The sequence below is a fragment of the Kribbella ginsengisoli genome, from assembly GCF_039537185.1.
GTDB lineage: Bacteria > Actinomycetota > Actinomycetes > Propionibacteriales > Kribbellaceae > Kribbella > Kribbella koreensis.
On the sequence record NZ_BAABAA010000002.1, the window covers coordinates 975,423 to 989,539 of the forward strand.

13 protein-coding genes are annotated in these 14,117 nt (G+C 67.3%); 4 read left to right on the forward strand and 9 right to left on the reverse strand.

The features are described 5' to 3' along the window. Window positions 1-137: 137 nt before the first annotated feature. Window positions 138-950 carry an NPP1 family protein gene (locus ABD768_RS12110; RefSeq protein WP_344840324.1) on the forward strand — a complete coding sequence of 271 codons (813 nt, stop codon included), beginning with the start codon at window positions 138-140 and terminating at the stop codon, window positions 948-950. A gap of 153 nt (window positions 951-1,103) precedes the next feature. On the opposite strand, the gene ABD768_RS12115 is transcribed toward ABD768_RS12110, so the two are convergent. Together ABD768_RS12115 and ABD768_RS12120 are read right to left on the reverse strand one after the other, a co-directional pair. Then, window positions 1,104-1,373, reverse strand: a complete 270-nt coding sequence (locus tag ABD768_RS12115) for a hypothetical protein (RefSeq protein WP_343976012.1) — start codon at window positions 1,371-1,373, stop codon at window positions 1,104-1,106. A 186-nt stretch (window positions 1,374-1,559) separates the two neighbouring features. Continuing rightward, window positions 1,560-2,576, reverse strand: a complete 1,017-nt coding sequence (locus tag ABD768_RS12120; RefSeq protein ID WP_344840327.1) for a dipeptidase — start codon at window positions 2,574-2,576, stop codon at window positions 1,560-1,562. Window positions 2,577-2,644: 68 nt separating this feature from the next. Here ABD768_RS12120 and ABD768_RS12125 point away from each other — a divergent pair, with 68 nt between their 5' ends. Then, window positions 2,645-3,550: an ornithine cyclodeaminase family protein gene (locus ABD768_RS12125; protein WP_344840330.1), complete on the forward strand. Its 906-nt coding sequence runs from the start codon at window positions 2,645-2,647 to the stop codon at window positions 3,548-3,550. On the opposite strand, the gene ABD768_RS12130 is transcribed toward ABD768_RS12125, so the two are convergent. From ABD768_RS12130 to ABD768_RS12140, 3 genes are read right to left on the reverse strand one after another with little or no spacing between them, the layout of a single operon-like run. Next, window positions 3,539-4,096 (reverse strand): suppressor of fused domain protein, encoded by a 558-nt coding sequence (locus ABD768_RS12130; protein WP_344840333.1) that lies wholly within the window; start codon window positions 4,094-4,096, stop codon window positions 3,539-3,541. The genes ABD768_RS12125 and ABD768_RS12130 overlap by 12 nt on opposite strands. Further along, window positions 4,087-4,455: an NADH-quinone oxidoreductase subunit A gene (locus ABD768_RS12135; RefSeq protein ID WP_343975999.1), complete on the reverse strand. Its 369-nt coding sequence runs from the start codon at window positions 4,453-4,455 to the stop codon at window positions 4,087-4,089. Before ABD768_RS12135 ends, ABD768_RS12130 begins: the two co-directional genes overlap by 10 nt. A gap of 10 nt (window positions 4,456-4,465) precedes the next feature. Further along, the gene (locus tag ABD768_RS12140; protein WP_344840336.1) at window positions 4,466-5,278 is read right to left on the reverse strand and encodes a hypothetical protein; all 813 of its coding nucleotides are present in this window, start codon (window positions 5,276-5,278) and stop codon (window positions 4,466-4,468) included. Between the two features lie 309 nt (window positions 5,279-5,587). Here ABD768_RS12140 and ABD768_RS12145 point away from each other — a divergent pair, with 309 nt between their 5' ends. Together ABD768_RS12145 and ABD768_RS12150 are read left to right on the forward strand one after the other, a co-directional pair. Then, window positions 5,588-7,555: a 2-oxoacid:acceptor oxidoreductase subunit alpha gene (locus ABD768_RS12145; RefSeq protein ID WP_344840339.1), complete on the forward strand. Its 1,968-nt coding sequence runs from the start codon at window positions 5,588-5,590 to the stop codon at window positions 7,553-7,555. Beyond that, window positions 7,552-8,631: a 2-oxoacid:ferredoxin oxidoreductase subunit beta gene (locus tag ABD768_RS12150; protein ID WP_344840341.1), complete on the forward strand. Its 1,080-nt coding sequence runs from the start codon at window positions 7,552-7,554 to the stop codon at window positions 8,629-8,631. The genes ABD768_RS12145 and ABD768_RS12150 overlap by 4 nt, the downstream gene beginning before the upstream one ends. Window positions 8,632-9,441: 810 nt before the next feature. Here the strand turns inward: ABD768_RS12150 and ABD768_RS12155 are convergent. The 4 genes from ABD768_RS12155 to ABD768_RS12170 all read right to left on the reverse strand — a co-directional run bounded on the left by ABD768_RS12155 (window position 9,442) and on the right by ABD768_RS12170 (window position 14,030). Further along, complete coding sequence (locus ABD768_RS12155; protein ID WP_344840343.1) at window positions 9,442-9,714, reverse strand: hypothetical protein; 273 nt, start codon at window positions 9,712-9,714, stop codon at window positions 9,442-9,444. 372 nt (window positions 9,715-10,086) lie between these two features. Then, window positions 10,087-11,424 carry an ImmA/IrrE family metallo-endopeptidase gene (locus ABD768_RS12160; protein ID WP_344840346.1) on the reverse strand — a complete coding sequence of 446 codons (1,338 nt, stop codon included), beginning with the start codon at window positions 11,422-11,424 and terminating at the stop codon, window positions 10,087-10,089. Window positions 11,425-11,525: 101 nt separating this feature from the next. Further along, entirely contained in the window at window positions 11,526-12,773 is a 1,248-nt protein-coding gene (locus ABD768_RS12165; RefSeq protein WP_344840348.1) for a DUF445 domain-containing protein, read from the reverse strand. Window positions 12,774-12,836: 63 nt separating this feature from the next. Next, entirely contained in the window at window positions 12,837-14,030 is a 1,194-nt protein-coding gene (locus tag ABD768_RS12170; protein WP_344840350.1) for an MFS transporter, read from the reverse strand. Window positions 14,031-14,117: the final 87 nt, after the last annotated feature.

A 14,117-nucleotide genomic window follows, 5' to 3' on the forward strand; every position in this document is an offset into this window, starting at 1 on the left:
AACTGTTCACTTGGCGTGGGGGCTTGTTCACTCGGCGTCGATTCTTGTTGGCGTGAAGTATGTACTGACGTGCCCTTTTGGTGTCATCCTCTTCAACGTTCGCAACCGCCCAGCGACATCGTTGAAAAGAGCGAAGCATGGACAAGCTGTCGCCCCCTTCCGCCCCCAAGCCACAGTCCAAGCGCCGGCGCCGTGTCGCCGGCGTCGCCCTCGGTACCGCCGCGCTGATGGTCACTTCCGCGGCTCTCGCCTTCGCCGCTCCGCCTCAGGGCCTCCCGCAGAACGCCGGCGGGTGGGAGCAGTCCTTCTCCCCGGCGTACGACTACGACGGTGACGGCTGCTACGCCACCCCCGCCATCGGCGCGAACGGCACCCTGAACCCCGGCCTGAACCCGAGCGGCGCGGTCAACGGCAACTGCCGCGACCAGTCCGACCTCGACAACTCGCAGACCTACGCCCGCTCGTCGTGCAACAACGGCTGGTGCGCGGTCGTCTACGCCAGCTACTTCGAGAAGGACCAGGCCGTCGCCGGCAGCGGCCTCGGCGGCCACCGGCACGACTTCGAGCACGTCATCTCGTGGATCAACCAGGCCGCGAACGAGGTCCAGTACGTGACCACGACGCAGCACTCGAGCCAGGTGACGTACGCCCGCTCACAGGTCCGCTTCGACGGCTCCCACCCGAAGGTCGTCTACCACAAGGACGGCGCCAGCACGCACTTCTTCCGCCTCGCCAACAACAACGACGAGCCGCCGGAAAACCACTACCACAACTGGCGCTACCCCCCGCTCGTCGACTGGAACGGCTGGCCCAGCCTCACCTTGCGCGACACCTTGATGAACGCCGACTTCGGCTCCGCCACCATCAAGATCACCGACAAGGACAACCGCTTCCACAACCTCCTCAACGCCTCCAAACCAGCAGGCATCCCCTTCGACCCCTGGGCCTGACCCCCTGCGGGTGCCACCACTCCCGGCGGCACCCGCAGGTACGCGAGGTGGGCACCCAGCTGCACTGTGGGGTCCGGGGCCGGGGGGTAGGTGGCCCGGGAGCCGACGTTGTGCAGGCGGGTGCCCACTATCACCGCAGGGCACGTACCAGGGTCAGTGGTGGCCGCGCGAGCGGTGCTGTGGATGGGCGGGTAGAGGGAACCAGGTCAGCCGCGGCTCCTGCCGGCGGCGGTACCTGATCAGGTCGTCGACCGTGGTCTCAGGACGGTCGGACCGCGGTCGCGGGTTCCGGTCGGAGCGTGCGCCGCTGTTGGGCTCGACGATGCGCTCGAAGACTTCTTGGGCCTGGCTGAGCTTCACCAGCAGGATGGCCGCGATGCCGCTTGCTGCCGCCGCAATCAATACCCAGAGTTGCCAAGACATACCCCACCGCCCCGTATTCGCCCCGTTCCCCCCAGTAATTACTGTAACCCCGATCTCAGCAATTGGCGATGGTCTCATCGCAATCCGTTACAGAGCGAGGTTTCCGAACACAACCGTTGACCGATGCAATAACCAAGGGTGACGAGGCAACGATCTCCACGAGGGTCCAGCAACTACTCTCAGTGATCAATCCTGGTGCAGGACGCGGACCAGATTGGTCCCGAGAATCTTCCGGATGAGGGCTGAAGGCAGGCCGCGCTTCTGCAGCGCCTCGGTGACCAGCGGCATCCCGGCCGGCCCTTCCAGCCCGGGGACCAGGATCGCGGTGTCGACGCCCTCGATGATCAGCGGGCGATCGCAGGCCGGGATCTTCTCCGCGAACACCTCGTCGACGAAGTCGCTGCCCAGCCCGACATGATCCTCGCCGGCCACGCTCACGACGTACTCGATGTGGTCGGCCAGATGCTCGATCGTCGGCCGCGGATCGGCGGTCAGGAAGCCGGCGAAGAAGTTGACGCAGACGACCCCGCCGGTCGCGGCGATCCCGCGGAGTTGCTCGTCGGTCAGGTTGCGGTGATGCTCCCGTACGGCGAAAGCACTCGAGTGCGACGCGACAACCGGCTTCGTCGCCAGCTCGAGAATGTGCTCGACCCCGCGCCGGCCGACATGCGAGACGTCGATCAGTACGTCGAGCTCCTCCAGCAACCCGACCGCCTCGACCCCCGCCTTCGTCAGCCGGCTCCCGGTCGCGTCCTCGCCCGAACCGTCCCCGAGCGCGCTCCGCCCGAAGTGCGTGAACGAGGCCATCCGTACGCCGAGCCGCTCCAGCGTCTGAAAGATCTCCACATCCTTGTCGATCTGCGGACACCCCTCGAGCGCCAGCACCAACGCGATCCGCCCGGCCGCCACAGCCTCGTCGATCTCGAATCCGGTCCGGCACAGCGTCACCTGATCGGCATTGCCCTCGGCGATCCGATGCGCCGCCTCGATCATCCGCAGCGTCTCCCGCAACGCCCCCTCGGGCAGGAACTCGGAATCGAGAAACACCGGCAGCACCTGTACGTCGATCCCGCCCGCCCGCAACTGCGGAATCCACCGATCCCGGAAGTACTCGACCCAGACCTCCTTCGGCCGCCGCGCCACCAGCATCAACAGATCGTTGTGCCCATCGGCCACTACCGCGTCGCCGTGCAGGTCCGTCATCGGTGCCCCTCCAACTGTCGACTGTCCCGCCACGCTATAACGTCGCCGACCATGAAGGAGCTGAGCTGATGAAGGTCCTCACCGCGGCCGACGTACGCCGTACCGTCTCGATGCCGGCCGCCATCGACGCGGTCCGCGAAGGCTTCCTCGAGCTGGCCGCCGGGAACTTCGTCCTGCCCGCCCGGCAGATCTTCGGCGACGGCACGGTGCTCGTGATGTCGGCGTACCACTCCCCGACCGGTACCGCCGTGGTGAAGAAGATCGGCATCAACCTCAGCCAGGTACCGGCGATCCGGGCGACTGTCATCTGGACCGGCGGCGGCGAACAACTGGTGGCAGACGGCACCTCGATCACCACCCTGCGCACCGGCGCCGTCGTCGGCGTCGCTACCGACCTACTCGCCCCACCCGACGCGACCCGCCTGACCCTGATCGGCACCGGCGCCCAAGCAGCCGATCAGGTCCGAGCGGTCCTCGCCGTACGCCGAATCGCCACGACAACCATCGCCGGCCGCAACGAACGCCGCGCCACCGAATTGGCCAAGACCCTGGCCACCGAATTCCCCATCGTCACCTTCACCCCCACCACCTCGATCGACGACGCGATCGCCACCCCCGACATCATCTGCTGCGCGACGTCCTCCACCACCCCACTCTTCACAGCCGACGCCCTCCCACAGAACGTCCACGTGAACGCCATCGGCGCCTTCCGCCCCACCATGCGAGAACTCCCCCGCGACCTCCTCGCCACCGCCGACCTCGTCATGGTCGACCAACGCGAGGCAGCCCTGGAGGAGTCCGGCGAAATCATCGACGCCCTGGCCAAAGGCGCCCTGAAAGAGTCCGACCTACTGGAACTAGGCACCGCCCTGACCACCAAGCCCAACCCCACCGGCCGCACGGTCTTCAAATCAGTAGGCGTCGGCTGCCAGGACTGGTCCATCGCCCGAGCCCTCGCCAACTCAGACGACTGAGGCCCGCGAGAGATCCATCAGGTTGGGGTCATGCTCGATCAGGAGTTCCTTGAAGGCTTCGGAGCCTTCCTCACAGATGTAGCCGGCCTCCGTAGGTGAGACGGGGATCAGCCAGGCGATGACGACCGAGTCCTGGAAGACGGCGAAGTCATCCGGCTGATACACCGGCTGGTGGACCCAGAACGCCTCCAGCGGCGACCCGGCGACGATCGGCCCGTTCGGTCCCAGGAGGTCTCCCAGCAGTACGGCGCGATGGCGCTCCATCAGCATCATGCCGACCTGCTGGAGCACCGCCGGAATCGAACCGTCGCGATGATCGTCCGTGACAAGCATCAGCAACTCCTGCCGAAGGCCCCGCCCGCTGGGTGAGTCCAGCTCGTGCCCGCTGATGCCCAGTGTGCTGAAGGCACACGACCCAGCGCCTGAGCCTTGCGGGTACCGGACGACCTGAAACGGCATCGGGTGACCGTCCGGGTCAGTGTTCCAGCCGCATTCGATCTCGCCGAGGTACTTCTCGAAGTGTTCGGGGAGACCGCTCAGGTCCACGACAGGATGCCCTTGCGGTAGGCGTACAGCAGACCGACGGCGACGAAGGCCAGGAAGATGAACATCTCGATCAGGCTGGCTACGCCGACGGCCGCGAAGACGGTGGCCCAGGGGAAGAGGTAGACGGCGTCGACGGCGAAGATGACGTAGAGGTAGGCGAAGAGGTAGTACCGGATGTGGACCTGGGCCCAGCCTTCGCCGACCGGGTCGACGCCGGACTCGTACGTCTTCAGCTTGTCGGGCGTCGGGTAGGTGATCGTCAGCGCTTTGTTCAGCGCGAAGGCACCGAGGAGTCCGAGCAGGCCGAGGACGACGATCGCGCCGACCACGCCGTACGACTGCGACACGAGCCCGATCATGGGCAACACCCTAATTGGTGCAGAGCAGCAACGCGTCGATGGCGACGATCGGGCCGTAGCCGGACTTCAGGTCGGCGATCTGCAGGCGGAGCCGGTTGACGCCGAGGATGTCCCGGTTCAGCCAGGTCTCGGACTCCTGCTTCATGTCGACCGTGCCGACAACCTTGTTGCCGTTCAGCAGGGACGCACGGATCGTGCCGTCGGTGATGTTGCCCAGCCAGGTCCGCACCCAGCGGCAGCCGGTGCTGTCGACGTCACCCCAGACGACGCCGGCCTTGTCCGCCAGCACCTCCGCCTCGGCGCGCCGCGGCCCTTCGCTCACCGGCACCACGTTGAACTGCGGATGCCCCTTGCCGCCCGCGGCGAGCAGCGGCTTCTTGAAGATCCCGCGATACACGTAGTGCGAGAACCTGGCCGTCGGCGAGACAGCAGCGGCGTACGGCGCCTGCGCACCGATCGACAGCCGGTACGTCCTGATCGACCCGGGCAGCTTCCGCGGGATCGTGATGCTCGTCCCCACTGTCACGCCGTAGCCGATCTCCTCCCACCTGCGCGCGCCCGACCAGCGCTGCAGCGAGACCCGCGACCTGGCCACCGGTGCCGGCGTGATCTGCCCGACCACCGTCAGCACACCCTTGGTCGCGTCGGTGGTCTTGATACTGGTGATCTTCACCGTCCGCACCGGCGTACTGGCGACGGCGGACGGCACCGAGCGAGCGTCCTGGACGGCCATCGCGCTCTCGGCCGGCACCGCGGAGGCGGCACAGCCACTCAGCGGCAGGACCAGGACGGCCAACAGAGCAAGGATGGGACGAACGCCCATGGTGGAACTCCCTCGAGCCCGGGTGGCACCCGGGGTAGATCACAGCTTGATGAAGACACTCTTCCCGACCTGGCTGCGGATGGCAAGCGAACGATTGCCCTGCGTCACACTGAAAGGTTCGGCGGCCCGCATCGACAGCATCGAAATGCAACTCGATATCGGCTGATCCCAGGCTGTGGACCTTCCGGTCTCATACATGGTTCCGTACAAGGGGCGAACTAAGATTGAGGTATCGCCCACTGGGGGGATCGTCCTCTTCTCCACAAGAGAACTGGCCGGCCCAAGCTTCGACTTGGAGATGACTGACACGTGACCATCGAGGTCAAGCAGCTCGACCGCGTGGTGATCCGTTTCGCCGGTGACTCCGGCGATGGGATGCAGCTCACCGGAGACCGATTCACCGCAGAGACGGCATCGTTCGGCAACGACCTGTCGACGCTGCCCAACTTCCCCGCCGAGATCCGGGCGCCTGCCGGCACCCTGCCGGGCGTCTCGTCGTTCCAGCTGCACTTCGCCGACCACGACATCCTGACCCCGGGTGACGCGCCGGACGTGCTGATCGCGATGAACCCGGCGGCCCTCAAGGCGAACCTGCCGGAGGTACCGCGCGGCGCCACCTTGATCATCGACACCGCCGACTTCACCGCGCGCAACCTCAAGCGGATCGGGTACGACGAGAACCCGCTCGAATCGGGCGAGCTCGAGGCGTACCACGTGATCGGCCTGAACCTGACCGGCATGACGGTGGAGTCGGTCAAGGAGTTCGGGCTGACCCGCAAGGACGCCTCCCGGGCCAAGAACATGTACGCGCTCGGCCTGGTCTCCTGGCTGTTCCAGCGGCCGGTCGAGTCGACGATCGCGTTCCTGCAGACCAAGTTCGCCGGCAAGCCCGACATCCGCGACGCCAACATCGCGGCGTTCCGGGCCGGCTACAACTTCGGCGAGACGGCAGAGGAGTTCTCGGTCCGGTACGAGGTGAAGCCGGCCCGGATGGCGACCGGTACGTACCGCAACATCTCCGGCAACCTCGCGCTGGCGTACGGCCTGGTGACGGGCGCCCAGCGGGCGGGTCTGCCGCTGGTGCTCGGCGCGTACCCGATCACGCCGGCCTCCGACGTGCTGCACGAGCTGTCGAAGCTGAAGCGGTTCGACGTGACCACGATCCAGGCCGAGGACGAGATCGCCGGCGTCGGCGCTGCACTCGGTGCGTCGTTCGGCGGCGCGCTCGGCGTGACCACCTCGTCCGGCCCGGGCATCAGCCTGAAGTCCGAGACGATCGGTCTCGGCGTGATGCTCGAGCTGCCGCTGGTCGTCTGCGACATCCAGCGCGCCGGCCCCTCGACCGGTATGCCGACCAAGACCGAGCAGGCCGACCTGCTGCAGGTGATGTTCGGCCGCAACGGCGAGGCGCCGCTGCCGGTCGTCGCCGCCCAGTCCCCCGCGGACTGCTTCGCGATCGCCGTCGAGGCGACCCGGATCGCGGTCACCTACCGCACCCCGGTGATCGTGCTGTCCGACGGCTACCTGGCGAACGGCTCCGAGCCCTGGCAGGTCCCCGAGATCGAGAGCCTGCCGAAGATCGACCCGAACTTCACCACCGAGCACAACTCGACCAACGACAAGGGCGAGCCGGTCTACCTCCCTTACCTGCGCGACCCGGAGACGCTGGCACGCGCCTGGGCGATCCCCGGTACGCCGGGCCTCGATCACCGGATCGGCGGACTGGAGAAGGAGGACAAGACCGGCAACATCTCCTACGACCCGGCGAACCACGACCTGATGATCCGCACCCGGCAGGCCAAGATCGACGGCATCACCGTGCCCCCGATCGAGGTGGACGACCCAGACGGTACGGCGAGGGTGCTGGTGCTCGGCTGGGGCAGCACGTACGGCCCGATCGGCGCCGCGGTACGCCGGGTCCGCAAGGTCGGCGGCAAGATCGCGTCGGCGCATCTGCGGCACCTCAATCCGTTCCCGGCCAACCTGGGCGAGGTGCTCGCGCAGTACGAGAAGGTGCTGGTGCCGGAGATGAACCTCGGCCAGCTCGCGATGCTGCTGCGCGCGAAGTACCTGGTCGACATCGTCTCGTACGCGCAGGTCCGTGGCATGCCGCTGGGCGCCGCCGAGCTCGCCGAGGTGATCGGCAACCTGGTCGAGGAGACCGAAGGCATCGACGACGACGCGCGGCACCTCGGTGAGGCCGCCGCCGCTGTGACTCACGGCGAGGCGCTGGGTGTCCAGCCGAACGGCGTCCACCACCCGGAGGGAGCACGATGAGCACCGTTGACCTCGGCCTGCCGAGCCTGCCGGGCGGGCTGGCCGGAGTACCGGCCGCGACCGAGCCGCAGAACCGCAAGGAGTACGTGTCGGACCAGGAGGTCCGGTGGTGCCCGGGTTGCGGCGACTACGCAGTACTGGCGGCTTTTCAGGGCTTCCTGCCCGAGCTGGGAATCAAGCGCGAGAACGTCGCGATGGTGTCCGGCATCGGCTGCTCGTCCCGCTTCCCGTACTACCTGTCGACGTACGGCATGCACTCGATCCACGGCCGCGCGCCGGCCATCGCGACCGGACTCGCGGTGGCCCGGCCCGACCTGAGCGTCTGGGTGGTGACCGGTGACGGCGACGCGCTGTCGATCGGTGGCAACCACCTGATCCACACGCTCCGGCGCAACGTGAACCTGAAGATCCTGCTCTTCAACAACCGGATCTACGGCCTCACCAAGGGTCAGTACTCGCCGACCTCCGAGCCCGGCAAGGTCACCAAGTCGACCCCGATGGGCTCGGTCGACAACCCCTTCAACCCGGTCTCCCTGGCCCTCGGCGCCGAGGCGACCTTCGTCGCGCGCACCGTCGACTCCGACCGCAAGCACCTCACGTCGGTACTACAGGCAGCGGCCGAGCACCGCGGTACGGCGTTCGTCGAGATCTACCAGAACTGCCCGATCTTCAACGACAACGCCTTCGACGCCTTCAAGAACCCCGAGACCCGTGACGACGCGATCATCCCGCTCGTCCACGGCGAACCGATCCGCTTCGGCACCGACGGCCACCTCGGCGTCGTCCGCGACGGCTTCGCTTCCTTGGCGGTCCGCGAGGTGGCCGACCTCCCCGGCGGCGAATCCGACCTGGTCATCCACGACGCCCACACCGAAGACCCGGCCTACGCCTTCGCCCTCTCCCGCCTCACCGACGCGGGCGTCCTCCACCAGGCCCCGATCGGCATCTTCCGCTCGGTGGCCCGCCCGGCGTACGACGACCTCGTCCGCCAGCAGGTGGAAACCTCCAAAGAAACCCAATCCGGCGGCTCTCTCCAGTCCCTCATCACCGGCTCGGACACCTGGACCGTCGACTAGAGCAAGCCCGGTGCGCCTGCTCCGCCCTGGATTCCTTGCCTGCCGGGGCGGAGCCGTTCCGGGATCAGATGACAGGACCTCCAGAAGGGGCTGGTATGGGTCAGGATTCACGATCCAGGGGCGGCACGACGCGCAGGTGACACCGCTTGCTGGTCGACGGGTCGGGGGGAGGATCTGGATCGGCTGTGAGATCAGGCTCTGCTGCGGGGGTGGCCGCTGTTTTCGCCTGTCCAGCACGTCCGCCGGGCGGAGGCTCAGGTGTTGCCGCCGCCACCATTTTCGGTCGTACGGGAGGGTCGGTAGGTGTGGGGGTTGTCGAGGATCCAACTTCTTGCTCGCCTGCAGGGAATGCGTACTTCTCAGCCTTCTTGCGGGCTTCCTCGGACGGAACGCCGGTGAAGCGATATCCGAGAAAGGTGCCGATATAGCAACCCGGACGAGTACCGGCGAACCATCGGCAAAAGCTCGCGAATCCGGCGAACACAGTTGGCAATACCGCTATCAGGGCGACAGCCCACCAGGGAGCAGCCGCGAAATGGGCGCCGACGCCAAGGGGCACACCCGAGGCCGAGGCAATTATTTTTCTGTCCACGGTAATTACACCGAATGCGCTCGTCCTGCTGTTGATGCGCCGTGTGTTGTGGTGTCCGTGAACGTTGTTTCGGTGATCCTCGCTTTCTCTCAGGCTTGATGTGTCGACGCGGAGCGATGAACTGCGTTCAGGTCACTCTCGGTCGCCGGACACCTCCAACACACGGCAGTATCGAGACGGCCTACCGGCCGGCAAGAGTCGTTCCAATGAGCGGCTCATCAGCGGCCCCTGGGGACTGCCGAAGGCCTGCGTTCGCTGCTCCGATCGGCAACGTCCTGAAGACGTCCCGCCTTCGGGTGGTCACCTGCGACGCCGTCGCCGGTCAGGCGGTGCGAGAACGAGTCCGGCCTGGTGGACCAGCGCCGAACGGAGAGCACGAGCACGGACAGGACCAGGAGGACCTGCAGCGGGAGCAACGGGACCTGGTACTTGCCTGATGTTGCGCCGGCCGCCTCGGGCCGCACATCTGGCGGTGGTGAGTGGAGATTCATGCGAATTCCTCTTCCTGTGTGTAGAAGTGCCGCAAGTCTTGCGACACGCGATCGACTGTACCGGCGGGCAGAACCCGTTCGGCGAACAACGATTCCTAGAAGTTCCGAGATATTGAAAATGAAGCCAGGCGAACTCCCGAGTGGAGCCCGCCTGGATGGTGCAGGAAATGATCGAAGCAACGTGGCAATGCGCAGAAAATGCGGCCGACTCAAACGCTTCGACGACAGCCGGTCCGGCCGACTGTGACGTGAATTACACGGAATCGGTACGCGGATCGCGCACTGCGTATCAAAACACTTCTAGCGCGCGTCCCGAATCCGACGGAAGACATAGCTCGACTGCGCCGGCGTGATGGTTCCCGGCAGCTTGCGTCAGGCACCTCTGTACTGCTTGACCGCGGCGACCAGGGCCGGGTCGGTGAGTTTCAGTTGTTTGTGGATGGCCTTGTCGCGGAGTACCGGGTCGTCGGTCTGGGCTGCGGTTTCGGCGTACAGAGCGTTGAGCGTTGCGAGGCCGTACTTGTCGGCGATGTACTCGACGATCAGCCAGGCGACGCCGTAGCTGTTCTCGTCGTAGTCCCCGTGGAAGACACCGTCGATCGGCAGCACCGCGAGCGCCTTGACCGCTTTGCGGTACGCGCGGCGCTCGTCGGCGACGTAGTTGCTGTAGTTGCTCTGGTCCAGCAGCCGGTACGCGACGTACTCGGCCGAGCCCTCCACCAGCCAGGTCGGCGCGCCGTCGCCGAGCGGGGCCATCGCCGCATGGGTGAACTCGTGCGCGAGCAGGAAGCGATCCGCCGTCTTCCGCTCGGTCGGGTTGATCACGATCCGGCTGCCGGTGACCTTGAACTCGGTGCCGTCGGCGTTCGTCAGCGTCACATTGCGAAGGGCCACCGCGCCGGCCGGATGCCCGCCGGTCATCAACCCTGCCCAGGACCGGGGCGCGGCCATCGCGACGACCAGGATTCCCGCCTGAGCACGCTTGGTGACGGCCTGCACCGCAGGTACCGCCGCCACAGCCTCCTGTACCAGCCGCCGGCCGTTCTTCTCTTCGCCCGGCGACGAGATCACCAGTACGCCGCGCCCGCGCGACACCTCGATCGGGCCGAGCTCCCACGGCTCCCGCGCCGGGCCGCGATCCCCTGCCTCGGCGTCGTCATCGTCCACGACCAACCACCGGCCCCCGCGCTCGGCCAACGTGAACCCCACCTGGGTCAGCCGCGGCGCCGGGTCGATCCCGGTGAGCTGCGTCTGCATCTTGATCCGGACCGCTCGCGCGTTCGCGCCGAGCTTCGGCCGCAACTCCGGCGAGAAGCTGAGCTGGCGCAGATAGCTGACGTGCTTGGCCCCGATCAGCCGCAGGTTGGCGAACACCTGCCGATCCCGCTGCAGCAGCTTGGCGTTCTTCGGATCGGAGTACGAGAGGAACTGCGCCAGCGTTCCACTCTGCAACGCGGCAGCCCGCCCCTTGAGCGCGGCGTCGATCCCCGCGATCATCTTCTGCTCAGCGAGCTCGTCGGCCGAGACCACCGGCCCGGTCGCCGACGGCGTCACCGACGTCTCCGCCGTGATCTTGGGCGACTCGTCTCGTCCGGCCACGCCGTACGTCACCCCACCGGCCACGACCGCTAGCGCTGCGGCGCCGGCGATCCATACCCCACGCCTGGGCCCGCGCTTGGCCGGCGTACCGGCTGCTCGCTCGTCATCCATCACGCAATCCCGTCTGTTCCCCCACACCGGGCCCACCCAGGCTCAGCCGGCAAAGAATACGCCGCCCGGGCGTCCGCAACCCGGCGACTGAGGCAGTTCCCCTAGAGCAACTGGCTGAGGGTGTGGATCGTCAACCCCACAAGGGCCCCGACCACCGTGCCGTTGATGCGGATGAACTGCAGGTCGCGGCCGACGTGGAGTTCGATCCGGTCGGCGGCTTCGCGGCCGTCCCAGCGTTCGATGGTGTCGGAGATGATGGAGACGATCTCGGTGCCGTAGGTGCGGACCACGTAGCCGACCGCTTCGGCGGCCCGGGTGTCGATCTTGGCGATCAGGACCTCGTCGGTCTGCAGCCGTTTGCCCAGGTCCTTGATCGTCTGGGTGGCGCGCAGGCGGAGTGGGCCCTCGGGGTCGCCGATCGCGTCGATCAGGGCGGTGCGGACGGCGTCCCAGACCGCGGTCAGGCTGTGGCCCATGTCGGGGTGGCTGAGCATCCGCCGCTTGAACGCCTCGAAGCGGTCCATCATCTCGGGGTCGTGCTGCAGGTCCTCGGCGAGCTGGAGCAGCAGCCGGTCGATCGCCTTGCGGGCCGGGTGCTGCTGGTCGTCCCGTACGGCGGCCAGCCAGCTCAGCGCCTCGCGATGGATCCGGTCGATGACGATCGAGTCGACCCAGCGCGGCGACCACCGCGGCGCTCGCGGCCCGACCACATCGGCCAGCAGCTCCCGGTTCTCGGCCAGCCAGTCGTACGCCTCCACCATCAGCAGATCGAGCAGCGCGTGATGCGCCCCGTCGTCGACCACCGAGCCGAGGAAATGCCCAGCGATCGGGCTCAACGGCTCCTCCGCGAAGCGCGGCAGCAGCGACCCCCGGACGAACGCGGTCACGTCGTCGTCGCCCAGCTTCGGCAACGCCGCGCCGATCGTCCGCACACCCTCCTCGACGATCCGTTCGGCGTGGTTGCCGGCGGCCAGCCACTCGCCTGCCCGCCGGCTCACCTCGGCCGTCCGCATCTTCTCCCCGACAACCTCCTCGGACAGGAAGTTCTCGGTGACGAACTGCTCCAGGCTCTCGGCCAGGCTGTCCTTGCGCGTCGGCACGATCGCCGTGTGCGGGATCGGCAGCCCGAGCGGACGCCGGAACAGCGCCGTCACCGCGAACCAGTCCGCCAGCGCGCCCACCATCGCCGCCTCGGAGGCCGCGTTCACGTAGGCCCAGCCGCCCTCATGGTGCAGCGTCAACACGTAGATCACCGCCGCCAGGACCAGCAGCGACAGCGCGACCATCCGCATCTGCCGCAGCCCACGCCGGCGCACCAGATCCGGCCCGCTCAACACCATTGTCGCCATACCTAGATTCAACCAACCCGGCAAAGGATCGGACTCAGGCAACACCCCTTGACTTACCCCGTACTACGCCCGCCGGCGATCCATCCGCCCCGACACCAGGGCCAGAACCAGCCCGGCGACCGCCAGAACCGCGCCGACGCGGCTCGGCCACTCGTACCCGTAGCCGGCCGAGAGGACGACGCTGCCGAGCCAGGCGCCGAGCGCGTTGGCCACATTGAGCGTCGAGTGGTTGAGCGACGCGGCCAGCGACTGCCCCTCATGGGCGACGTCCATCAGCCGCGTCTGCAGCGCCGGGATGAGGATGCTCGCGCTGAAGCCCAGCGCGAAGACCCCGACCAAGGCGCCGGCCTTCGAATGGGCCAGCCAGCCGAACGTGGCCAGCACGACCGTCACGGCCACCAACCCGCCGTACAGGCTCGGCATCAGCGCGCGGTCCGCGAGCCGGCCGCCGACCAGGGTGCCGCCGGTCATACCGATGCCGTAGACGGCCAGCACGATCGTCACTGCGGCCTCGCTGAAGCCGGCCAGGTCGGTCATCGTCGGGGTGATGTACGAGTACGTCGCGAACATCCCGCCGAAGCCCACCATGCCGACCAGCAACGCCATCCACACCTGCGGTTTGGCCAGCGCGCTCAGCTCGCTGCGGACGTTCACGTCGTTGCCGACCGGCTGCGGCCCGATCCAGAACCAGACCGCGATCAGGGTCAGCAACCCGAGGATGCCGACGGCAACGAACGGCAACTGCCAGCCGAACCTCTGTCCGAGCAAGGTGGTCACCGGTACGCCGACGATGTTCGCCACCGGCAATCCGACCATCATCATCGACACGGCCCAGGCCCGCCGATTGACCGGCACCATGGACGCGCCGACCACCGCGCCGATCCCGAAGAACGCGCCATGCGGCAGGCCGGTCAGGAATCGCGCCGCCATCAGCAGTTCGTAACTGTTGGCGACCGCCGACAGAATGTTGCCGACGACAAACACCGCCATCAGCCCGAGCAGCAGGCGTTTGCGGCCGGTCCGGGCACCGAGCGCCGCGATCACCGGCGCCCCGACGACCTCGCCGATCGCGTACGCCGAGACGATGTGCCCCGCCGTCGGGATCGAGATGTCCACCCCGTCGGCGATCTGCGGCAGCAGCCCCATCGTGACGAACTCGGTGGTTCCGATCGCGAAACCACCGGTCGCCAGAGCCAGCAGAGCCAGCCCGACGTGCCGCGCAGTCAGCGAACTGTCAGGAGTCACCGAACTTGTCACGCCTGATTGTCGCATCCGCCCTCACCCCGGCAGCCGCCGTCTCGCCCGCCGGTGTGACCACGCCCACCCGCCGCCAGGCGACCACGA